The following is a 21,082-nucleotide window of genomic DNA, read 5'->3' as shown; positions in this document are numbered from 1 at the left end:
CAGCCCAGCGATTTTCAGGCGAACTCGACCGCCATCACACGAAGATCAACAGTCACCCTGCGTACGCGACCACACGAAGCGGACCAGAGCCATTTCTCATGGACAAAGCCAGCCGCGGCGAAGCCGGCTAGCAGCTCCTCGCTGGGCAGCCGCCAGCCGGTGAGGGCGTTGTGCAGGGCGCTGCGCGAGAGGCGGCCCGCGGCCTCGGGCGAGTCGGCCAGTCGGCGCAGGCTCGGCTTGCCCGCCGCCGCCCTCACCTTCCCCATGGCCGCGGCCACCCCCGCCAGAGTGGTGATGCCGCGTCCGGGCACGTACGCGGCCGGCTTCCGCACGGCTCGGGACGTACGGCGGCTGCGGCCGCCGCCCACACTCGCGCGCCCTCCGCCTCGTCGGCGCCTGCGCCCCGGGCGAACGCCTGGACGGTGCGCAGGGTGGGGAGCCGCCCGTTCAGGGCCCGGCGCAGCGTGCGCACCGAGACCGGCAGTTTCCCGGCGTCGGCCCGCCGCGCCAGGGCAGCGAGGGTGCGCCGTCCTTTCGCCGCGCGCGACCAGCCGTGCAGCCGCGCCAGTGCCACCGGCTCGGCCGCCCTGTGGCTCACCCGCGACCGCCGCCGGTGGCGGCGAGTTCGGCGACGACGGCCAGGATCCGGGCCGCGCGACGGCCGACGAGCAGCAGCCCCACGGCGCCCGCGAGCAGGGTCAGCACCAGGGGGATCGGGCGCTGGAGGACGGCGAGGACGGTCACCGCGGCGACCACGGTGATGATGACGGCCGCCTCGCCCGCACCGATCCTGCCCGTGATGGCCTCGGCCGCCGCCTCGCGCCCGTCGTAGGGGCCGCCGCTGCGGCACGGCCGCCCGAACAGTGCGGTAACAGCTGTTACCATGCGGGTATGGCAAAGACACAACTGGGCGCACGCGTGGATGAGGACGTCGCGGAACTCGCGAAGAAGCGCGCCGCCGACCTGGGACTGAGCATCGGCGACTACCTCGCCCGGCTGGTGCAGGACGACGCCAGCGGCCTGCGCGCCCGCGCGGTCGACGCCGCTGCCCGCTTCCTGACCGAACACCAGACGATCTTCGACGAAGCCGAGGACACCCAGCACACGCCCCGGGGAGCGCGCGCCGCCTGATGGACCTGCACATCGACGTCCCGTGGATCCTGCAGGTCGCCGAGGCCGCCGGGGTCAACGACCCGGCCCCCGACGACTACGGCGTCCCGGTCTCAGCGGTCGCCCGCCACCGGGCCGAACTGTTCGAGCAGCCCGTCTACGACGGCCCCTACGCCAAGGCCGCCGCCCTGGTGCACACCCTGGGCCGCTGCCGCTGGCTGGAGCGCTCCAACATGGCCGTCGCCGCCGCCACCGGCGTCATGTACCTCGAGGCCGCCGGGATCACCGTCAAACCCGCCCGTGAGGACGCCATCGCCCTCAAGGACCTGCTCCTTGACCCCGCCTGCACCGCAGGGAAGATCGCCGCCCTGCTGCGGACCTGGCCCACCACCACCTGACGCCCGCAGGACCAGCGCCGTCTCCCGGAACGCCGGGAGCGGTGCAGCCCGCGCAAAGTGGCTCCTGTCCTTGTACCGATGTGCCCGGCTGAGGGCCGGGACACCCTCCGAAGCAACCGTGCAGTTCACCGTCCTGCCCGGCCATGCAAGGGCAGGCAGCGCCTTCAACGGCACATACATACCTGCTGGCCATGACGTCTGCGCCCGTCATCCGCATCAACGCGCAGGTGGGTCCGTGCTGCCCTGCGGAGCTCAGAGAGAGGACGTGGTCCAGGACCGGGAACATGCCCCACTCGTCCATCCACGCCCGCCTTCGAGCTGGTCCTCCTCCGCCACAGGGCTTCAGGTTCTGGCGCGGTCAGTGCCCGAGGTGAAGCCCCGGAACAACTGCGCCACCGCGCTGCCGGCTTCACGGAGCCGCGTGCAGGCGAGCTCGGCGTCCTTCTGCGCTCTGATCATCCCGCGAAGCGCCTTCGCTGCCTTCTCGTGGCACTGGGCGATGCGGTCGACGATGAAGAGGACGTCTTTGAGGGTGAAGCCGTCGGCGGGTGCGGAGCGGTCCTGGAACACGGTTTATCCCTTGCGACAGCGGGCGGAGTGCGCTGCGCCCACTGTGACACCAGAGGCCGGCAGGCCGGGCCCGAACAGGGCATCTCCCACCCGAACCGGGCAAGGGATGGTACACGGCGCCGAACGCACTCAGCGCGGCCGCTCCCACCCCGCGCACCCCGCATCCAGGGCAGGCGGAGCGCACATCCCGTGCTGCGGGACGGAGTCTGCGTCGTCGGTGCCGCAGGGGAACGGCCCGCCGCCGGGCCGGGGGAGGAGAGCGGCGCGCTTTCCTCCGCGGCGGCCGCCCGCCCAGCCCGCGCGGCCCGGCCGTCCAGCCAGAGCACTCGCTCGCAGCAGGGTCATCCTCACTGCCCCGGCTCGTTGAGGAGGACGACAGCAATGGCCGCAGACGAGAAGATGAGGGTGAGAGCGAGGACGCAGCCGGTCCAGGCACAACAGCCGTTGTGGCGCCGCTACGAGGAGCCGGACGACCGGGGCCTGATCGACGACGTGTGCGAGGAAGTGCGCCTGCTCGCCGAGCACGGCCCCGAAGACCCCGGCCAGACCATCGCTCTGGCGGTCGCGGGGCCCGAAGCGGCCGAAGGGCTCGCGGCCGCGCTGGAGGACCCCTGGGCGCTGTACACGCCGCAGCAGGTCGCAGTGACCGCCTCCGCCCTGTTCACCCAGATCACCGCGGCCGGTACGGCGCTCGAGAAACCCGACAGGCTCCTGGACGTCATGGCCGAGCGCGGAGACATCACAGAACCCGATTACGACGGAGTGGGGGAGGCCGAACGCCTGTGCACCGCGCAGAGCACACTGGGTGCGGCGGGCCAGGAAGCCGCCGGCGCCATCGACGTACGGGCCTGTGCTGTCGACCGCCCGCCGAGGCGGTCTGTGCAGCCCGGGACTACACAGACGGCTGCGGCTGCCACGTCGAGCTGACCGACCGCGACGGCATCGTGTGGGAATTCCACCGTTCGGATGGCACCTGGTACTTCATGCCCCTGGCCGACGTCACACCCAGCGGCCGCCCTCTCGACGGGAGGAAACTGTCCATGACAGAGGCGCTCCCTCATCCCCAGCATCTTGCTCTGCTGGTCCAACAGACGCTGGCCGCCGCGGTCTGACAAGGTTTTCCTGCCGGGTTGTACCTGACCAGGAAGACGTGGTACACGGGGCGTCCGCCGCCATTGGTCGTGCTGGCAATCCAGTGAGTCGTGGTGCGGCCGTACCCGCAGCAGTCGCCGCGCTCGTCGCGGCAGACCACGGCGTCGGCTTCGGAGCGGCGCTCCTTGTCCTGCGCGCGCCGCAGGGTGACGGCGCCGACCCACAGCGCTCCTGTGCTGCCGAGTCCGCTCACCCAGGTGGGAATCGTTCCCCAGCCGATGGCCATGCCTGCAGGGTGGGCTCGTCTGCCGCAGGATGAGTGCCTTTTGAGCGACTTCTGAGCTCTACGCAGTTCTGACCGCCCCTCGCGCATCGAAACGCTCTGGTGGCCAGGACCGGGATGGGGTGGACCGGTCAACGCAGCGGTGTGCGCGGCGTAGTTGCCGGTGGACCGATCGGCACAGGAGCCGCGCAACTCGCTGCTGTGTAACTTGTCTCGAAATGGCTGTACCGACTTGCTTTCCAGTCGTGTATTACTGGGCATCAATAGCGTTGTAGCCATCTACAGCAGTGAAGTCGAGAAGGGGAACACGTTGGTCTACGACATTCGTCCGCTCGCCAACGGGCTGCGGACGGACCACCCGGTGCCCGGTCTGCCGTTCGTCGACGACTCGCACCTGCCGCTCGTCGAGGGCCCCGACGCCATCGAGGCCGTCGGCCGCAACAAGGGCGAAGGGATGTGGGGCCGTTGCGACACCTCCCGCGAGGGAGGATGGCTGGCCTTCACCACCGACCCGATCGCCCACCACCTGGGCTGGGCCGTGCGCCACCACCCCGACCACGGCCGTACCGTGCTCCTGCTGCGCGACGAGGACACCGCCAGCCTGCACAGCTACTGGACGGGGGCTGCGCTGCTGTTCCGGGCCGGCGGCTACTGGTGGGACGGCGAAGCCTGGTACCGGCCCGGCCAGATCTGGGACCCGGTCACCGAGGACTACGCCCGCCACAAGGCACGCGCCACGGCCACCGTCCACGCCGACGACATGCTCGACGGCCGCGCCCATCCGGACCGTGCACACGTGCACAAGGTTGCCACCTTCGATCCGGCCACCGCGACACCGGATGACTGGCTCGATGACCTGACCCGGTGGGCGCAGCACCACCAGAAGCAAGACGATCCCCTGCCGCTGGAGAAGTGCGTCGTCGACCTGGCCAGTCCCGAACTCGCAGGCGACCGGCTGCTCGGTGTACCCGAGATGGCGGCGCTGGGCGGCATCACGGCCTCCACACTGCGGGGTTACATCTCCCGGGGCGAGAACGACGTGCCGCTGCCCCAGGCGGTCGTCGGCGGACGAGCCCAGTGGTCACGCCCGGTCGCCGAGGACTGGGTCGAGGCCCGGCGCCGCTCCTCCGAAGGTCTGAGGGATGCCATGTCGGCCGGCGACCGGCACCGTCTCGCCCCGGGGGCGGCTCAGATCCGCGACCGGTTCAGCGAGACCTTCTTCAGCTTCCTGTGGAAACGGCCCGACATCCGCAAGCGGTGGGTCTTGCGGCAGCGCAACGAGCCGAGCGTGCGGGAGGTGGCCGACCAACTGGCCTTCGAGGTCGCAGACAGCCTCAGGCGGATCATCCCCACCGATGCCCTCGGACCGACCATCCGCCACGCCGTCCTGGAGGACTTCGCCACCTCCCTGCGCGTCAGCGAACGCCGGGGCGGCCAGCTCAAGGACTTCGACCTCATCCTGTCGGTGCCCCTGGCGAAGATGGTCAGCTGGTTCATCCAGCACTTCCCGACCTCGGCCCAGTGGTACCTCGGCGAGATCATGGGCGAGGCAGACAAGCAGCTCGGCATCCCTGCCCAGGTGACGGGCGAAGCGCTGCGGAGGTCCGCGACCACGAACGGGGAACTCGACGGGCAGGCCGCGAAGGAGTTCTTCTCCCGCCTCGTCCCGCGTGATCCGGAGGACTGAGGTCCTCACGATCGCGAGAGGCCCCAAGCCAATCCCAGTGGCTGCGGGTCGGCATCGGGATCACCCCGGCGCCGCTGCGCAGCCCTGCGCTGCTAGCGATGGAACTGGCCACGCTGGCGCGGGTGTTCCCGGGCCGGCTGGTGGCCGGGGTCGGGCACGGGGTGCGGGAGTGGATGACGGCGGTCGGCCTCGCCCCGCGCTCCCCGCTCGCGCTGCTGGAGGAGACGATCACCTCCGTGCGGGCGCTGCTGCGGGGGGAGCGCGTCGAGCTGGAGGGCCGGGAGGTGCGGCTGGACGGGATCCGGTTGGTGCACCCGCCGGCCGAGGTGCCGCCGGTGGTCGCGGGAGTGGTGCGGACGCGTTCGCTGGAGCTGTCCGGGCGGGTCGCCGACGGCACGGTGATCGCGGAGGGGCACGGCCCCGCCGAGGTGACGGCGGCCCGGGAACTGGTGGCCAAGGGCGGCGCGGACGCGGAGCACACGATGACGGTGCTCGCCTTCACCTGCGTGGACGAGGACCCCGCCCGCGCCGCCGAGGCGCTGCGCCCGCACACGGAGGGTCAGGCCGCCTGGCTCGGCCGCCCGGTGGACGAGGTGTTCACCGTCTCCGGCCGCCCGGTGGACGCCGTCGGCCACGTACGCGAACTGGCGGCGGCCGGCGCCGACACGGTCGTCCTGCGAGTGGCGGGAGCGGAGCCGGTGCGGCAGCTCGGGAGCCTGCTGGAGACACTGCGGCGGTAGGCCGCCGGGCGCGGTGGCACGGCGGGCCGGAGGGGCCGAGGCCGGCACGGAAGCAGACTTGCAGCGCGGCGTACAGGTCGGCGGGCACTGCACGGTCGGTCACCGGTCAGGCCGTCCGGGGGTGCTGGAGACGTGCCGTGGGCTGGACGAGGGGGCGCAGGAGTGGCACCCGGCGGGCCCACGCGCGCCAGCGAGGTGGGTGGACGTGGCGCCAAGCGCTGTCCCATACGCCGTCCTCGGCGGGGAGGCGCTGGCCGATACCGCAGGCGCATTCCCAGCCGTACGGGAGCGGGGCGGAGTCGTTGCGGGCGGCGAGGGCAAGGACGTTGGTGCCGCCGTGGTGTCCGTGGAAGGTGCCGATCACCCAGTGTCCGGCGCGGCGGGCGGTGGTGGGGTCGAGGTCGGTTGCCATGCGGTTCTCCTTGGGCGGGTTCAGGCGACGAGGGCGGCGAGCGGTGCGGCGCCGAGGACAACGAGCAATGCACCGGTGATGAGCCCGGCGAGGCGCGGGCCCGCATACTTGCGGCGGGCGATCTGCGAGAGGTGGATGACGTGCGCCACGCGGTCGTCCGGGGTCTGGAGGTCCGCCATCAGGTCCTGAGGTGTGCACAACGACCAGTGGAGAAAGCTGCCACGCGCGGCGCCCGACAGGCGCGGATGGACGACGAGCACGACGAGCACTGCGGCGGTGAGGCCGCCGGCGCCGGCGCCGAGGCCTACGGAGGGCGGTAAGTCGTGGCCCGGGACCACCGCGACGAGCGCGGCAAGGGGCAGCCGCCCACGCGGCCGCCGCGCTTCCAGCGCCGCCCCTCAAGGGGCAGCCGGTGTCCCCGGGGACTGCGTGGGGATCCGCCGATGGATGTCCTCCAGCAGGTCTCGCATGGCCATGCGGAAGATCTCCGCTTGGTGTTCGCCGATGAAGGAGGTGTGCCCGAAGGCCTCCAGGACGACCATGCCGTGCATGTGCCCCCAGGTGCCGAGGAGGAGAGCGGCTGCGGAAGGCGGCAGGGTTTCCAAGCCATGCGGAAACAGGGGTTCCAGGTGCGCCTGCAGAGCTGGCGAGAGCGCCCGGGTGTCGGCTGCGGCGAGTTGTGCCGTGGTGAACCCATCGAACATCTCTCGCTGGAAGACCATGCTCAGTCGGCGCATCGCCTGGGTGGTCGGACCCTCGGCAGGTGCCTCGTAATGGCGCAGCGGTGCACCGTACAGCAGCTGGAATCGTTCGACGTGGGTGACGGCCCAGCGGCGATAGCCCTCGGTGGCGGCCAGGAACCGCCGTGCAGCCGGTTCGTCGGCCGCTGCGTCGACGGCTGCCGTCACGGCATCGGCCAGGTCGTCGTACGCCTTGGTCACCAACGCCGTGACGAGGGCGTCCCTGTTCGGGAAGTAGTGGTAGAGCCCCTGCACGGTCATGCCGAGGTCGCGGGCGACCGCTCGCAGGGACAGGGCGTGGGGCCCGTGCTCGGCGATCTGGCGCTCGGCGGCGTCCACGATCTCTCGAGTAGCGACGGCTCGGCGTCGCTGGCGCAGGGACGGCAGGACCGTCGCGGACTCTTCGGCGAACATGCGGCGATCCTAAGGCGGTTGACGGGACGAGTCATCAGAGGACTACGCCCGCCCGAAAAACCTGACAGTGTCAGGTAAATCTCCTTCTGCTCAAAAACACGCTGCCTTATTAGCGTCGTTCCCGGCGGCGACGAGCGCGGCATCGCGCACCCTCTACCGGGGCGAAGAGGGCTCTGCGACGCGTTCCGCCGGCTTCTCGCCCGGCCGCCACCTCTCGTCTTTCCTCGAAGAACCCTGAAGGAGATCCACTCGTGTTCGAACGTATGGCCGACTTGGCGATCCGCCGGTCCCGACTGGTGCTGATCGTGGCCGCCTTGGCCGTGGCACTGATGGGCGTAGTGGGCGCGGGCGCCTTCGACAAGCTGAAGGGAGGCGGCTTCGACGATCCCGCCTCCCCCTCCACGCGGGCAGCGAACGTCATCGCCGACAAGTTCGGCGGCGAGACCAACCTCGTCCTGCTGGTCCGCTCCTCCGACGGCCGCATCGACACCCCCGCCGCCGAGGAGAACGGCCAGGACCTGGTGGGCGAGCTCAAGAAGGACGAGCGGCTCAGCAACGTCGTCTCCTTCTGGGAGACGAACAGCCCGGACCTGCGTTCCGAGGACGGCCGTGAAGCCACGGTGCTCGCCCACGTGAAAGGAGACACGACCGAGCAGCGGGAAAGCGCCATCGCGATCCTGGACACCTACAGCGGCTCCTACAAGGACACCCTCACCGTCCGGGCCGGAGGAGGCGCCGCTGTAGGAGCCGACCTGTCGAACCAGGTGGTCGAGGATCTGATCCTCGCCGAGGCGATCGCCATACCGCTGACCCTTGTGCTGCTCCTGATCGTCTTCGGCAGCGTCGTCGCGGCGCTGTTGCCGCTCGCCATCGCCGTCATCACCATCATCGGCTCGTTCGCCCAACTCTTCCTGCTCGGCAGCGTCACCGACGTGGCCGACACCGCGACCAACCTCACCACCGCCCTGGGCCTCGGACTGGGCATCGACTACGCCCTGTTGATGGTCAGCCGCTTCCGGGAGCAGATCGCGGCCGGGGTGAGCGTGGACGACGCCGTCCGACGGACGATGCACACCGCGGGCCGCACTGTCGCCTTCTCCGCAGCGACCGTCGCGGCGGCCCTGGCAGCCCTCACGGTGTTCCCGCAGTACTTCCTGCGCTCGCTCGGCTTCACCGGGGTCGGCGTCGTCGCCATCGCCGCCCTGAGCACCCTGTTCGTGATGCCGGCCCTGCTGAAGGTTCTGGGGCACCGGGTCAACGGCGGGCGGATGCCGTGGGCGAAGTCGCGGCGCTCCGAAGCTCAGGCACCCGTGTGGGGACGGCTGGCGCGCACCACCATGCGGCGGCCCGTGCTCACAGCGGTGCCCGTTCTCGCCGTGCTGCTGCTGGCAGCCAGTCCTCTGCTGAACGTCACCTTCGGGACGACGGACGAACGCGTGCTGCCCGAGGACGCCGAGAGCCGCCAGGTCTCCCAGGTCCTGCGGGAGGAGTTCGGCGGCAGCGAGGACTCGGCCGTCTACATCACCATTGACACCTCCGTGGCCGAAGCCCCACTGGCCTCGTACGCGGGGCGACTGGCCGCGCTCAAGGGCGTCGAGCGCGTCGAGACCAGCGCGGGCACCTACAGCGCGGGCCGGCCCGCCGCGACCGGCCCGGCCAACTCCGCCCTCGGCCGGCCCGACGCACAACGGATCAATGTGATGAGCAGCCTGACGCCGAAGTCGGAGGCGGCCGAAAGCCTGGTCGAGCAGGTGCGCTCGGTGACTCCGCCCCCGGGGACGGACCCCTTGGTCGGCGGGAACGACGCCGTACTGGTCGACGCCAAGAAATCCATCGCCGACAAGCTCCCGTTGGCCGTGACCCTGGTCGTCCTCACCACCTTCCTGCTGCTCTTCCTGTTCACCGGCAGCGTCGTGCAGCCATTGCGCGCGCTGATCCTCAACCTGATCAGCCTGGGTGCCACCCTCGGTGTGATGACCTGGATCTTCCAGGACGGCAACCTCTCCTCACTGCTCGGCTTCACCGCCCAGCCGATGGAGCTGTCGATGACCGTGCTGATGTTCTGCATCGGCTTCGGCCTCTCGATGGACTACGAGGTCTTCGTCACCAGCCGGATCAAGGAACTCCACGACCAGGGAGCGGACAACGAGACCGCCGTGGTCAATGGCCTCGGCCACACCGGGCGCATCGTCAGCGCGGCCGCCTTCCTGCTCGCGGTGAGCTTCTTCGCCTTCGGCACCTCCAAACTCAGCTTCATACAGATGTTCGGCCTCGGCAGCGGACTGGCCATCCTCATCGACGCCCTCGCCGTCCGCGGCGTGCTCGTCCCCGCCGCGATGCGTCTGCTGGGGAACTCGGCCTGGTACGCGCCCGGCTTCCTGCGCACGTTCCATGCGCGGTACGGCCTCAGCGAAGGCGGTCCCAAGCCAACCTCCGCCCCCGGATCGGCAGCAGCTGCTCGGGCGGACACAAAGGAGTCGACCATGGTGTGACCCGCCTGACCACCGCTCAGCCACCCATCACAACTCGTCGCGCAAGGCTCAGGAGGTGAGGAAGCGGGTTCCTCCCGTGTGTTCCCCCTCGGGCGGACGATCGTCCGTAGCCGGGGAACCAACTACCTCGACGATCAGCCGGAGTACTGCGACGTGCCCCTCGAAAACGGTGCGACCAGGGTCCATCAGCCGAACCCCCGCGGCGCAGCAGCATCATGGCCCGTTCGATCCGCCGGGTCATCAGGTACGCGTAGGGAGACTCACCGTAGACGCGGCGGAACTCGCGGCTTAAAGAGCGTTTTGTCCCGGCAGGGTTGTTTGGTTCGAGGTTCAGGTGTCGCGCCAGTTCGGGGTGGATTCTCGGGTGAGGCGTCGGCTTGTGAGGTCGATCATGGCAACGTGGATCATGGCTTCGGATCGATGAGGGTGGGTTTCGTAGTCGTGGGCGAGGCGGCGGTGGTGCATGAGCCAGCCGGTTGGGTCGGCCGCGCGGTGAGGTGCTCGCCGTGGACGAGTCCTGTTCCGCGCGGCCTCCCGCCGAACCGGACATGACGGTTTCCCTGTCATCCGGCTCTCCAGTGAGCCGTTTCCAACCTGACGGGTGGTTGGGCGGGTGACCCCGGCGGCGGGCATGAAGAAAGCCCCTGGTAGACGGGTTCACGACCAAGATCACCAGTCCGCCAGGAACTTTCGCGTGCTTGTCTACCCGTCCGGCATCGATCTGCCCAGCCGCACGGTGCGACACCTCTCCGGTCTCCTCACAGGTCACCGCCGTCGGATCGGCTCCCGGTGGCGGCGCCTGACCTGCGGCCGGCAGGCCCTGCTCGTCCTGGCCCACCTGCGCTGCGGCGACACTCCCCCAGCCTCCGGCCGGGGGTACCCCCAACGCCCGCCCCGCCGCGGGCTTCCGCATCGGGATCGCCACGGCCTACCGCTACATACGCGAGGCCGTCGACCTCCTGGCCGCCCTCGCACCCACGCTGGAACAGGCCATGACGACCGCGCGGAAGAAGGCGTACGTGATCCTCGACGGCACCGTGCTGCCGATCGACTGGGGGTACCTCCCGGCCGAAGGCTGGGGGACATCGCCGCCGACCGCCCGTACCACTCCGGGAAGAAGAAGCACCACGGCATGAACGTGCAGGTCCTTGCGGATCCAGCCGGACGTCTGATCTGGGTCTCGGACGCGCGGCCGGAAGCCACCCACGACTTGACCGCGGCGCGGGCCCACGGCATTCCCGCCGCTCTCGCCGCGGAGGACATCAAGTGCTGGGCCGACAAGGCGTACCAGGGCGCAGGTCTTGCTGTCCGCGTCCCGTTCCGGGGCAAGAACCTGCGCGGCCGGCGCCGACTTCACAACCGGGACCACACGAAGATCCGCAGCCTCGGCGAACGCGCCATGGCGATCCTCAAGTCCTGGCGGCTCCTGCGGAAGCTCCGCTGCAGCACTACCCGGATCACAACCGTCGTCCGAGCCGCCGTCGCCCTCGAACTCGCCACCTGATCAAGATGGAAAAGGCTCACTGCCTCGAGGAAATGACGGTGGAGTTCACCCTTCGCGGTGAGGATAACCAGGTCCTCGGCACGGCGAACCTCTACGTCAACACCACCGCCACGCTGGACCCGCGTAAAGGCACGTGGTCTGAGAGAATGAAGGTGGAGTTTGACGGAAGCCGTGACCCAAACGCGGCCGTGAAGCAACTCAACGTGTCTGCTGACGTCTCGTGCGATCTGAATTGCAAGACGACGCAACGAAGCCCCTGGGCTGGCGCTAAAACTCTGAGTAACGCGAACGATTTGACTGAGGGGACGGTCGCCTACTCCGACGTTCCCGCCGTCGGCAAGAAGGATTTTACCGAGATCAAGTACCATCTGTACATCACGCACACCGGGTCGACACCCACAAAGCCCAACGTGGAATGGACGATGCCGCGTTACGTGCGCTGCAACACTCATCTCACCGACACAGGCAACGAGAGCACTGGATGCGCGCTGCCCAGCATTACGCCGCCCGACATGGAGCTGCCGATCAGCACGTACGGCGGCGCAGCCGTAACCTACGGCTTCGGGCAGCACGCTCTTCCCGACGGGTGGGGCTACCGCAAGTCGATGCAGCGCGCCCTCAACGGCCCGGAAAGGCGCGAATACACCTGCGGCTCCAAGAGCACTGTCCCGTTCGTCCGCAGGCCCGACATAGTGCCCAACGACTCCTGCGACGAGTATCCCTTCGCCTCAACCAAGCAAGGTGGCACCGACGGGGCACTCTGTGCCGAAATCACTCCGCTCCTCGAGGATGACGGCAAATACCAGGTGTATGATTCCGATCCGTCCAGGCCCGTCACCGGCAAGGAACCCTGCGTGCGCGGCCACGTGCCTCAGGACTTGAATGAGCTCGCCGGCAACGTGTACTCCCGCCACATCCAGGACTGGCGACTGATTGAGGATGACTCCTTCTGGGTGAATATCCCCGATTTCTTCGACAAGGTGAAAACCGGCGAATAGAGCGGCGACGGAATCGTGATCGTCGACTGACTGCACAACCGACCTCGTCCGCTCGCGGCTATGAATGCCGGAGCGGGCGAGGCCATAAGTATTGATTGGAATAAAATGGCCGGTTCCTGGACTTTGGAAATGTCGCAGAACTTCTGCCTGACTGTTAGTTTACGCAGGAGTGCAGAAGAGGTCGTCGGCATCTACGGAGCCGACGCGGACAGGTTCATTTGGGTGCCTGCACGAGAGGCCCCCGAGGCTCCCCGATCGGGCACCTCGCTGCGTGCCGGTGTTTTGGGCGAGTGGGCTTTCTGTATCGAGTTCGAAAACCCTATCGGGTCCACGTATGCTATCATGCGCGACCTGTCGGCGCAGACTGAATGCCTCGTTCTGCTCACGACAGCGAAAGGGCTGACGCTGTTCTCCAGCGTTGTGGACGGCGAAGTGGTCGAGCGATTCGAGCCCGGTTACCCACCCAGCACTCAAGGCCGTAGCCCGCACGGCTACGCCGACGAGATACACGGACTCGTCGCGGACGGACTGGGCCCGGTAGCGGCGTCTCTCAGGTCCATCGCCCGGCGCGTCGGCCACAGCCTCACGACGGAGATTTTGCACGGACCGCTGCTCTCTGTCGTTATTGACGATTTCGATCGACAAGTACTCAACCAGCCCGACCCCCCGCTTCTGTTTCCGGCGCCTCCACCGGGTGGCTCCGGCCCTCTAGGCCGACGGCTGTTTGTAGCCCGTCCACCTCATTGAGCCCCGTGCATCGTGAAACGTGCAGGTGAGGTGGGCTGGTGTGCGGGTGAGTTGCCGTGCTCGTGCTGGTCGGCGGCGGGTGTCCACGGTGAAGACCGTCTGCCCCTGTCGGCTGAGGCGGTTCTCGGGTTCTGCTGCGCTCGTCGCGGGACCGCTCCTACGATCCGTGACCGGGGCGGTACGCGGTGAGATCGCGGGAGGGTGCAGGGTATGGGAGACCTGGAGCGGATCATCGCTCGCCGGAGTGAACTGGACGCCCTCGCCGAGGAGCTGGCCAAGCGGCTGCAGGAGGTCCGGGCCGAGCGGGAGGAACTGCTGGTTGCCGAGCGGGTCCTGAACCGGCTGGCCGAAGCGGACCGGGCCGAAGCGGAAGCCGCCGGGGTCGCCTCCACGGCGCCCGCCCGGGTGGCGGGGAGGGCCGTCCTGCTGATCCCGCACCGCGGCGAGGGCCTTGATGAGGCCGCGTTGCCCGGCGATTACCGCAAGATCCTGGCGATCGTACGGGCTGCGGACGGTCCGGTGCAGGTCAGGACAGTGGGCGAGGAACTGGGACTTAGACGTCGTTTCTTATGGCGTGATCGTTCGTTGATCCGTGCATGGCGGATCTTGTGGAGCGACTGGTGCCGGACGAGTTGTGGGTGCTGTTCCGGCGGGTGGTACCACCGACTGAGGTGATACGTCCGCAGGGCGGTGGCCGGCGTCGGGCGGGTGACCGCGAAACCCTGGCCGCGATCATCTTCGTGGCGACTTCGGGCTGCACGTGGCGGCAACTGCCGCCGGTGTTCGGGCCGGCCTGGCAGACGGTCTACCGGCGGTTCGCCCAGTGGAGCCGGGACCGGGTCTGGGCCCGGCTCCACCGGGTAATCCTCGACGAACTCGGAGCACGAGGCGAGTTGGACTGGTCGCGGTGTGCGATCGACTCGGTCAGTCTGCGGGCGGCAAAAGGGGGCTTTTGACGGGACCGAATCCGACCGACCGCGGCAAACTCGGGGAGACTGACCCCGGATCTCGGACACCAGAGACACTTGGATCTTGAGGATCTGAGGACTGGAGTCCTGTACTGATGGCGATGAAGCACTTCCCGGCCGAGTTCAAGGCGGACGCGGTCGCGTTGTACCGGTCCCGGCCCGGAGCGACGATCAAGTCGGTCGCCGCGGACCTGGGCGTGAACACCGAGACACTGCGGAACTGGATGCGCGCGGCCGACGGCCGGCGGACGGGCGGCCACACCGCGCCGCGCCCGGCCGCGCCGGTGGCGGCCGAGGGGATGGAGGCCGAGCTCGTCGCCCTGCGCAGGCGGGTGCGTGAGCTGGAAGAAGAGCGCGACATCCTGCAGAAGGCGGCGAAGTATTTCGCCGGGGCGACGCGCTGGTGAACCGCTTCCAGTGTGTCGCCGATCTGCGCGCCGAGCACGGCGTGAAGCGGTTGTGCCAGGTCCTCGGGATCGCTCGATTGAGTTTCTGCTACTGGCGGGCCACCTCGCTGGCCAGGGCCGCCCGGCAGGCGGCCGACGAGAAGCTGACCGCCAAGATCGCCGCTGTCCACGCCGCCTCGGACGGCACCTACGGCGTCCCCGGGGTCACCGCCGAGCTCCGCGAGGCGGGCGGCGAGTCGGTGAACCACAAGAAGGTCGCCCGGCTGATGAAGACCGCCAGCATCGCCGGGTTTCGGCTGCGCAGGAAGCACCGGACCACCGTTGCGGACCCGGCCGCGGCGAAGGCCCCTGACCTGATCGGCCGGGACTTCACCGCCACCGAGGTGAACACCAAGTACGTCGGGGACATCACCTATCTGCCGGTCGGCGGCGGGAAGTTCTGCTATCTCGCGACCGTGATCGACCTCGCGTCCCGGCGGCTGGCGGGCTGGGCGATCGCCGACCATATGCGCGCGGAGCTGGTCGTCGACGCCCTGGCCACCGCCGAGCGGACCCGCGGCAGCCTCGCGGGAGCGATCATGCACACCGGCCACGGGGCCCAATACACCAGCCGGGCCTTCGCCGATGCCTGCCGACGCGCCGGCGTCCGGCAGTCCATGAGCGCCGTCGGTTCCGGCGCGGACAACGCCGCGGCGGAGAGCTGGAACGCGACCATGAAACGCGAGACCCTCCAGAACCGAAAGAGCTGGTCAAGCGAGCGCGAAGCCCGCCTCGAACTCTTCCGTTGGCTGCACCGCTACAACACCGTCCGCCGCCACAGCCGCCTGGGACACCGCAGCCCCATCACCTACGAACACGCGCTCGACCGAACATCAACTACGCTGACGCAAGCCGCATAACCCCGTGTCCAACTTCCGGGGTCAGGCCCCCGGATCGAAAATCCACCTGATCTGCGACCGCAACGGACTGCCGCTGTCCCTGGGTATCTCCGGCGCGAACATGCACGACAGCCAGGGCCTGGAGCCGCTCGTCCGGGGCATCCCGCCCATCCGCTCCCGCCGCGGGCCCCGCCGCCGGCGCCCGGCGAAACTGCACGCCGACAAAGGATACGACTACGACCACCTGCGCCGGTGGCTCCGCGAGCGCGGCATCCGCCACCGCATCGCCCACAAGGGCATCGAGTCCTCGAAACGGCTGAGCCGGCACCGTTGGGTGGTCGAGCGAACCGTGTCCTGGCTGGCCGGCTGCCGAAGGCTCCACCGTCGTTACGAGCGCAAGGCCGAGCACTTCCTCGCCTTCGTCGGCATAGCAGCGACTCTGATCGGCTACCGCCGCCTGAACACCCTGCTCACGGCCTGAGCCGGTCCTGCTGCACGTCGAAGCAGACCAGCCCCATGGACTGCGCGACGGCTGCCGCGTAGGCCGACGCCTCCTCGGCCATACTCCACCGCACGGGGAAGTAGATCAGCGGACCACTGGCTTCGTCGATCAACGGCCCAGTCGACCAAGGAGAGGTGTCATCGTCGTCCTCGGTGAGGTCGCACCACCGCTCAAGCAGCGCGACGACGTAGGCCGCGATGCGTTCGGACGGAGGCTCTTCCACCTCGCTGTCGATGTAGCGGTCGTACAGGTCGCTGAAGACTCGGCCGGCGGTCTTGTCATCCACCGGCCTCTCGCCTTCCCAGACAGCAAGGTCGTAGCTCATGGCCGGAGGCTCTCATGCCGCTCTGACAGCCATAAGAAACGACGTCTTAATACTCCAGTCTGGTTTCGCGATCTTGCGGCCGTACCCGGCCGGGAACGGGGTACGACCACCGCGTGATCATCGGTTGGTGTGTGGACAAACGAAGATCGTGCGGTGGCCGCGGGCCATAGCGTAGACCCTGCCCGCTGGCGGACGATGTTCGACCAGGCCATGGCCCGGATCGCGGGACGTTTCGGCCGGGTCGAGCCGCGGGCGAGTGCCCGCGCCTATCTGCTCGGCCCTGTTCTCGTATAGCTACGGCGAACGGACATGTAGCGCTGTGTGACTGCTGTGGTCGTCGTTTCCCCTTGCCTGGCGCCTCGTTGAGCTGAACGAGTGATCTCGGGCGTGGGGCGAGGAGTACGGGGTGCGGCAGGACTGGGAGCCGGAGGACCTGATCGAGGTCTGGACGCTGCTGGAAGACGACATGAAGCGGGTGCGGAACAAGTCCGGGGCGACTCGGCTCGGGTTCGCGCTGCTGCTCAAGTTTTTCGAGGTGGAGGCCCGGTTCCCCGAGTCGGCCCAGGAGGTGCCGACCGCCGCGGTGGAGTACGTAGCCCAGCAGGTCAAGGTTCCCGCAGAGGCGTGGGCGGACTACGACTGGCAGAGCAAGGCGATTCAGCGACACCGGGGCGAGATTCGGGCGGCGTACGGGTTCCGGGCGAACACCGAGGAGGACCAGGACCGGCTGGCCGCGTGGTTGGCTACCGAGCTGTGCCCGGTGGAGCTGTCCCGTGCCCGGCTTGCGGCAGCCGTGGTGGCACGGTGCCGCAATGACCATATCGAGCCGCCGGCGCCCGGGCAGGTGCGGCGGTTGGTGGGCAAGGCGATCAAGGACTTCGAGAAGCGGTTCTGTCGCAGCACGCTGGACCGGCTCAGTCACACGACCCGATCGCGGCTGGAAGATCTGATCGCGGGTGACGGCACCGAGCACGGCGCGGACGGCGAGGGCGCGGTGGCTGGGGGCGGGCGGTCGCACTTCACCGAGTTGAAGACGGACCCTGGCGCCCCGGGCCTGGAGAGCCTGCTTGCGGAGGTGAACAAGCTGGAGCGGGTGCGGCGGCTGAACCTGCCTGCGGACCTGTTCGCGGACGTGTCGGAGAAGCTGGTGGACGCCTGGCGGGCCCGTGCGTCGAAGGAGTACCCGGCGAACCTGGAGCGGATGAAGCCGCCGCGGCGGCTGACGCTGCTGGCCACGCTGTGCCATGTCCGGCAGACGGAGATCACCGACTCGCTGGTGGATTTGTTCATCCAGCTCGTACTGAAGATCAACACCCGCGCGGAGCGGAAGGTTGAGAAGGAGCTGGGGGCGGAGCTGAAGAAGGTCCGCGGCAAGGAGGCGATGCTGCTGCGGGTCGCGGAGGCGGCCTTGTCGGAACCGTCCGGCACGGTGCGGCGGGTGATCTTCCCGGTGGTCGGCGGGGAGAAGACGCTCAAGGCGCTGGCGGCAGAGGCCGCGGCGAACGAGGCCCGCTACAAGGCGCGGGTGCGTACCGTGCTGCGGTCGTCGTACTTGGCGCACTGGCGGCGGATGCTGTCGCCGCTGCTGAAGGTGCTGGAGCTGAAGTGCAACAACACCGCCTACCGGCCGGTGATGGACGCGATCGACCTGCTCAAGCGGTACCTGGAGCAGCCGCTGAAGGAGGGCGCCTTCTTCGATGCGGCCGAGGCAGTGCCGCTGGACGGAGTGGTGCCCGAGCAGTGGTGGGCGGCGGTCGTCGGCGACAAGGGCCGCGTCGAGCGCATCCCGTACGAGCTGTGCGTGCTGGTCAGCTTGCGGGACGCGCTGCGACGGCGGGAGATCTGGGTCGTGGCGCCAACTGGTGGCGTAATCCGGAGGACGATCTGCCCGCCGACTTCGAGGACAACCGAGACGTCCACTACGCCGCCCTGGGCCAGCCGCAGGACGCCGGCGAATTCATCACCGCTCTCCAGAGCAAGCTGCGGGCGTCGCTGGACCGCTTTGAGCAGGCCCTGGCCGAGGGCACCACGGGCGGGGTCGCGATCGTCAAGAAGCACGGCGAGCCGTGGATCAGGGTCTCCCCGCGCGGCAAGCAGGAGGAGCCGGAGTCGCTGGTGGCGATCAAGGCGGAGATCGAACGGCGCTGGGGCACCATCGACCTGCTGGACATCCTGAAGTACGCCGAGTTCGACACGGACTTCATCGCCGAGTTCACCTCGGTCGCCACCCGCGAGAACCTGTCCAAGGACGTGCTGCGGCGCCGGTTGCTGCTGGTGCTGTTCGGGCTGGGCACCAACATGGGCATCAAGCGGGTCGCGGTGACCGGCAAGCACGGCGAGTCTGAGGCGACGCTGCGCAGGGTGCGGCACCTGTTCGTCAACCGGGCCAACATGCGCGCCGCGCTGGTGAAGCTGGTGAACGCCACCTTCGCCGCTCGCGACGAGATGTGGTGGGGTACCGGCACCGCCTGCGCCTCCGACAGCCGCAAGTTCGGGGCCTGGTCCTCGAACCTGATGACCGAGTGGCACCAGCGCTACCGAGGCCCGGGCGTGATGATCTACTGGCACGTCGAGCGGAAGTCGGTGTGCATCTACTCCCAGCTCAAGTCCTGTTCGGCCTCCGAGGTGGCCTCGATGATCGAGGGCGTGCTGCGGCACTGCACCGACATGGAAGTAGACCGGCAGTACACCGACACCCATGGCGCGTCCATCGTCGGCTTCGCTTTCGCCCACATGCTCGACTTCAAGCTGATGCCGAGGCTGAAGAACATCGGCTCCGCGAAGCTGTACCGGCCGGCAGCCGGGGAAGACGAGAACTGGCCGAACCTTGCGCCCGTACTGTCCACCAAGATGATCAACTGGGATCTGATCCGCCAGCAGTACGACCAGATCGTGAAGTACACGACCGCCCTGCGCCTGGGCACCGCGGAGGCCGAGCAGGTCCTGCGCCGCTTCACGCGCGGCGGGCCCAAGCACCCCACCTATCAGGCGATCGAGGAACTCGGGCGGGCGGTGCGGACGGCTTTCGTTTGCGACTACCTCGCCGACGTCGAGCTGCGGCAGGAGATCCACGAGGGCTTGCAGGTCGTGGAGAACTGGAACAGCGCGAACAAAGACCTCTTCTACGGCAAGGACGGCGACCTCGCCGGGCAGGACAAGGAGTCCCAGGAGGTGTCCATGCTCGCCCTCCACCTGCTCCAGTCCGCCTTGGTCCACGTCAACACGCTGCTGATGCAGCAGGTCCTCGCCGACCCGCAGTGGGCCGACACGCTCACCGATGCAGACCGGCGGGCGCTGTCGCCGCTGTTCTGGACGCACGTGAACCCGTACGGCAGGTTCGAGCTGGACATGAACAGCCGCCTCGACCTGGGCCTGGAGTTGCCCCCAGCAGCGACGGTGCCCCGCCCGCGCGCTCCCGAGGGCCAGGGCGCCACGACATCCACCTGACCAGAGCCGGGCGCACGGTGGAGGCATGGCCGGGCGGGTGCGCCGCTGCGCGTACATCGTCTGGATCCACTCCGCCGCCCCGCCCTTGACGGTGATCTTCCCCGCGCTTGCCCTGCAGGTACAGATCCTCGGATGAGGACGGCGCCAGCCGGGGAAGGGAAGCGGCCGTGCTCAGAGCGCGGGGCCCTCGGCGGCGGCCAGCATGTTCTCGATAAGGTCAGCAGCGCGCCGGGTGCCGCCCTCGGCTCGGGCGGCGGCCTGCAACTGCTTGGACCGGTCGACGCGTTCTGGATCCGTGACCAGGTCGTTCAGCGCCGCGCGAAGGGTCTCGGCGATGGCGTCAGCGGTGTCCACACGGCGGGCGACGCCGAGTTCCACGAGCCGGTCGGCGTTCATGAACTGCTCGGCTCCCTGCGGCACGGCGATCATGGGAACGCCGGCGAGGAGCCCTTCGCTGCAGCCGCCCATGCCGGCGTGGGTGACGAAGGCGTCGGCCTGTTCCAGGATCGCCCGCTGCGGGACCCAGGAGTGCACCTCGACATTGGACGGGATGGTGCCGAGTTCCTCGGGGTCGGTGTACTTGCCGATCTGGAGTACGACGTGCCAGCCGGGCAGGTCGCCGAAGGCCGCGATGCACTGGCGGTAGAACGCGGGCTGGCGTGTGTACGCGGAGCCGAGCGAGATCAGCAGCACGTTGTCCGCGGCCGCCGGGCGGGTCCAGCCGTCCGTGTCTGCTCGGGTGTCGAAGCAGGGGCCGACGAAGGTCACCGTGTCGGTGTCGACTCGATCGGCGTGCGGCTGCATCGCTCGCGGGATCAGGGCGAGGGCCCGGGCGGGCGGGCCGGAGAAGGTGTCCACGTCCGTGGTGGTCGCACCGCAGTCGGCGAGCCACCGTGCGAACCTGTCCCGGTACGCGTCGGCGCCCGGCAGCTTCCGCAGATGCGCCGCGACTTCCTCCTGGTAGCCGTCCCAGCCGACGAACGTCGGGGACAGCTGCACGAGGGGACGGCCCTGCGCTTCGGCGAGGGCGCGCGCGGCATAGGCGCCGATGTCGTAGAGGTACAGGTCGGCCGGATCGTCGTCGTAGGCGGCGCGCAGTTGCGGGAGCGCCTGGACGGCGTCGTCGAGGAAGAGGCTCGCCGCGGCGATGGGATCGGCAGGCCAGTCGTTGTCCGCGACGGGCAACGTGGAGGTGCAGGGCACCAGCTCCGCGCCGGCGGACTCGATCCGGTCGGCCACGAACGGGTCGTTGGCGTAGGTGACCCGGTGCCCGCGGGCCACCAGCTCACGGATGAGCGCGAGGCTGGGCAGGACATGACTGACGATGGGGACGCCGACCATCGCGATATGGGCGCGGCGACGGGACAT

At 69.0% G+C, this 21,082-nt stretch carries 20 protein-coding genes and 6 pseudogenes; 15 read left to right on the top strand and 11 right to left on the bottom strand.

The genetic code is table 11. The features are described 5' to 3' along the window. Positions 1–14: 14 nt before the first annotated feature. Together ACIQ8B_RS31480 and ACIQ8B_RS31475 are read right to left on the bottom strand one after the other, a co-directional pair. A complete protein-coding gene (locus tag ACIQ8B_RS31480) occupies positions 15–332 on the bottom strand; it encodes a hypothetical protein (protein WP_403551564.1) in 318 nt (105 codons plus the stop codon). A gap of 262 nt (positions 333–594) precedes the next feature. Further along, positions 595–885 carry a hypothetical protein gene (locus ACIQ8B_RS31475; RefSeq protein WP_403551562.1) on the bottom strand — a complete coding sequence of 97 codons (291 nt, stop codon included), beginning with the start codon at positions 883–885 and terminating at the stop codon, positions 595–597. A 6-nt stretch (positions 886–891) separates the two neighbouring features. Between ACIQ8B_RS31475 and ACIQ8B_RS31470 the strand changes: the two genes are divergently transcribed. Then, a complete protein-coding gene (locus ACIQ8B_RS31470) occupies positions 892–1,131 on the top strand; it encodes a hypothetical protein (protein ID WP_290010671.1) in 240 nt (79 codons plus the stop codon). Next, positions 1,131–1,508, top strand: coding sequence for a fic family toxin-antitoxin system, toxin component (locus tag ACIQ8B_RS31465; protein WP_290010673.1), 378 nt, complete (start codon positions 1,131–1,133; stop codon positions 1,506–1,508). Before ACIQ8B_RS31470 ends, ACIQ8B_RS31465 begins: the two co-directional genes overlap by 1 nt. A gap of 342 nt (positions 1,509–1,850) precedes the next feature. On the opposite strand, the gene ACIQ8B_RS31460 is transcribed toward ACIQ8B_RS31465, so the two are convergent. Then, positions 1,851–2,078 (bottom strand): hypothetical protein, encoded by a 228-nt coding sequence (locus ACIQ8B_RS31460; protein WP_403551559.1) that lies wholly within the window; start codon positions 2,076–2,078, stop codon positions 1,851–1,853. A 381-nt stretch (positions 2,079–2,459) separates the two neighbouring features. Here ACIQ8B_RS31460 and ACIQ8B_RS31455 point away from each other — a divergent pair, with 381 nt between their 5' ends. After that, positions 2,460–3,005 (top strand): hypothetical protein, encoded by a 546-nt coding sequence (locus ACIQ8B_RS31455; protein WP_403551557.1) that lies wholly within the window; start codon positions 2,460–2,462, stop codon positions 3,003–3,005. A 130-nt stretch (positions 3,006–3,135) separates the two neighbouring features. On the opposite strand, the gene ACIQ8B_RS31450 is transcribed toward ACIQ8B_RS31455, so the two are convergent. Further along, positions 3,136–3,456 (bottom strand): hypothetical protein, encoded by a 321-nt coding sequence (locus ACIQ8B_RS31450; RefSeq protein WP_403551555.1) that lies wholly within the window; start codon positions 3,454–3,456, stop codon positions 3,136–3,138. Between the two features lie 307 nt (positions 3,457–3,763). Between ACIQ8B_RS31450 and ACIQ8B_RS31445 the strand changes: the two genes are divergently transcribed. Together ACIQ8B_RS31445 and ACIQ8B_RS31440 are read left to right on the top strand one after the other, a co-directional pair. Next, positions 3,764–5,140 (top strand): helix-turn-helix transcriptional regulator, encoded by a 1,377-nt coding sequence (locus ACIQ8B_RS31445; protein ID WP_403551553.1) that lies wholly within the window; start codon positions 3,764–3,766, stop codon positions 5,138–5,140. A gap of 38 nt (positions 5,141–5,178) precedes the next feature. Next, positions 5,179–5,880, top strand: a pseudogene (locus ACIQ8B_RS31440) (LLM class flavin-dependent oxidoreductase); the annotation flags it as partial. Positions 5,881–5,986: 106 nt separating this feature from the next. Here the strand turns inward: ACIQ8B_RS31440 and ACIQ8B_RS31435 are convergent. From ACIQ8B_RS31435 to ACIQ8B_RS31425, 3 genes are read right to left on the bottom strand one after another with little or no spacing between them, the layout of a single operon-like run. Then, entirely contained in the window at positions 5,987–6,292 is a 306-nt protein-coding gene (locus ACIQ8B_RS31435) for a hypothetical protein (RefSeq protein WP_403551552.1), read from the bottom strand. A 20-nt stretch (positions 6,293–6,312) separates the two neighbouring features. Beyond that, on the bottom strand, positions 6,313–6,630 hold the full coding sequence (locus tag ACIQ8B_RS31430) for a Pycsar system effector family protein (protein WP_403551550.1): 318 nt from the start codon (positions 6,628–6,630) through the stop codon (positions 6,313–6,315). A 60-nt stretch (positions 6,631–6,690) separates the two neighbouring features. Next, on the bottom strand, positions 6,691–7,446 hold the full coding sequence (locus ACIQ8B_RS31425; RefSeq protein WP_403551548.1) for a TetR/AcrR family transcriptional regulator: 756 nt from the start codon (positions 7,444–7,446) through the stop codon (positions 6,691–6,693). 251 nt (positions 7,447–7,697) lie between these two features. Here ACIQ8B_RS31425 and ACIQ8B_RS31420 point away from each other — a divergent pair, with 251 nt between their 5' ends. After that, positions 7,698–9,938 carry an MMPL family transporter gene (locus ACIQ8B_RS31420; RefSeq protein WP_403551546.1) on the top strand — a complete coding sequence of 747 codons (2,241 nt, stop codon included), beginning with the start codon at positions 7,698–7,700 and terminating at the stop codon, positions 9,936–9,938. A gap of 196 nt (positions 9,939–10,134) precedes the next feature. Here the strand turns inward: ACIQ8B_RS31420 and ACIQ8B_RS31415 are convergent. Further along, a pseudogene (locus tag ACIQ8B_RS31415) lies at positions 10,135–10,230 on the bottom strand (AraC family transcriptional regulator); the annotation flags it as partial. A gap of 38 nt (positions 10,231–10,268) precedes the next feature. Next, positions 10,269–10,412 (bottom strand): annotated as a pseudogene (locus ACIQ8B_RS31410) (IS5/IS1182 family transposase); the annotation flags it as partial. 220 nt (positions 10,413–10,632) lie between these two features. On the opposite strand from ACIQ8B_RS31410, the pseudogene ACIQ8B_RS31405 reads away from it, so the two are divergent. From ACIQ8B_RS31405 to ACIQ8B_RS31375, 7 genes and pseudogenes are all read left to right on the top strand, one after another. Then, positions 10,633–11,442, top strand: a pseudogene (locus ACIQ8B_RS31405) (transposase family protein). A 38-nt stretch (positions 11,443–11,480) separates the two neighbouring features. Continuing rightward, positions 11,481–12,440, top strand: a complete 960-nt coding sequence (locus tag ACIQ8B_RS31400; protein ID WP_403551544.1) for a hypothetical protein — start codon at positions 11,481–11,483, stop codon at positions 12,438–12,440. Positions 12,441–12,500: 60 nt separating this feature from the next. Next, positions 12,501–13,187 carry a DUF6461 domain-containing protein gene (locus ACIQ8B_RS31395; protein ID WP_403551542.1) on the top strand — a complete coding sequence of 229 codons (687 nt, stop codon included), beginning with the start codon at positions 12,501–12,503 and terminating at the stop codon, positions 13,185–13,187. 210 nt (positions 13,188–13,397) lie between these two features. Then, the gene (locus tag ACIQ8B_RS31390; protein WP_403551541.1) at positions 13,398–13,862 is read left to right on the top strand and encodes a hypothetical protein; all 465 of its coding nucleotides are present in this window, start codon (positions 13,398–13,400) and stop codon (positions 13,860–13,862) included. Beyond that, positions 13,784–14,178 (top strand): annotated as a pseudogene (locus tag ACIQ8B_RS31385) (transposase); the annotation flags it as partial. The gene ACIQ8B_RS31390 and the pseudogene ACIQ8B_RS31385, both read left to right, overlap by 79 nt. 72 nt (positions 14,179–14,250) lie before the next feature. Continuing rightward, positions 14,251–15,461, top strand: a protein-coding gene (locus ACIQ8B_RS31380) for an IS3 family transposase (RefSeq protein ID WP_403551539.1) whose coding sequence is annotated in 2 segments (ribosomal slippage) — positions 14,251–14,548 and positions 14,548–15,461 — 1,212 coding nt in all. Because the reading frame shifts where the segments join, the coding sequence is not laid out codon by codon here. A 28-nt stretch (positions 15,462–15,489) separates the two neighbouring features. Then, positions 15,490–15,921 (top strand): annotated as a pseudogene (locus ACIQ8B_RS31375) (IS5 family transposase); the annotation flags it as partial. Here the strand turns inward: ACIQ8B_RS31375 and ACIQ8B_RS31370 are convergent. Further along, a complete protein-coding gene (locus ACIQ8B_RS31370; RefSeq protein ID WP_403551537.1) occupies positions 15,911–16,267 on the bottom strand; it encodes a hypothetical protein in 357 nt (118 codons plus the stop codon). The pseudogene ACIQ8B_RS31375 and the gene ACIQ8B_RS31370 sit on opposite strands and share 11 nt — an antisense overlap. 406 nt (positions 16,268–16,673) lie before the next feature. Between ACIQ8B_RS31370 and ACIQ8B_RS31365 the strand changes: the two genes are divergently transcribed. Together ACIQ8B_RS31365 and ACIQ8B_RS31360 are read left to right on the top strand one after the other, a co-directional pair. Next, entirely contained in the window at positions 16,674–18,443 is a 1,770-nt protein-coding gene (locus tag ACIQ8B_RS31365) for a DUF4158 domain-containing protein (protein WP_403551535.1), read from the top strand. Then, positions 18,383–19,714 carry a transposase gene (locus tag ACIQ8B_RS31360; RefSeq protein ID WP_403551533.1) on the top strand — a complete coding sequence of 444 codons (1,332 nt, stop codon included), beginning with the start codon at positions 18,383–18,385 and terminating at the stop codon, positions 19,712–19,714. The genes ACIQ8B_RS31365 and ACIQ8B_RS31360 overlap by 61 nt, the downstream gene beginning before the upstream one ends. 171 nt (positions 19,715–19,885) lie before the next feature. On the opposite strand, the gene ACIQ8B_RS31355 is transcribed toward ACIQ8B_RS31360, so the two are convergent. After that, positions 19,886–21,082 carry a macrolide family glycosyltransferase gene (locus ACIQ8B_RS31355; RefSeq protein ID WP_403551531.1) on the bottom strand — a complete coding sequence of 399 codons (1,197 nt, stop codon included), beginning with the start codon at positions 21,080–21,082 and terminating at the stop codon, positions 19,886–19,888.

This window comes from Streptomyces sp. NPDC096105 (assembly GCF_044763335.1).
Taxonomy (GTDB): domain Bacteria; phylum Actinomycetota; class Actinomycetes; order Streptomycetales; family Streptomycetaceae; genus Streptomyces.
The sequence above is the reverse complement of the archived record's forward strand: the minus strand, read 5'-3'. Positions and strand labels throughout refer to the sequence as shown.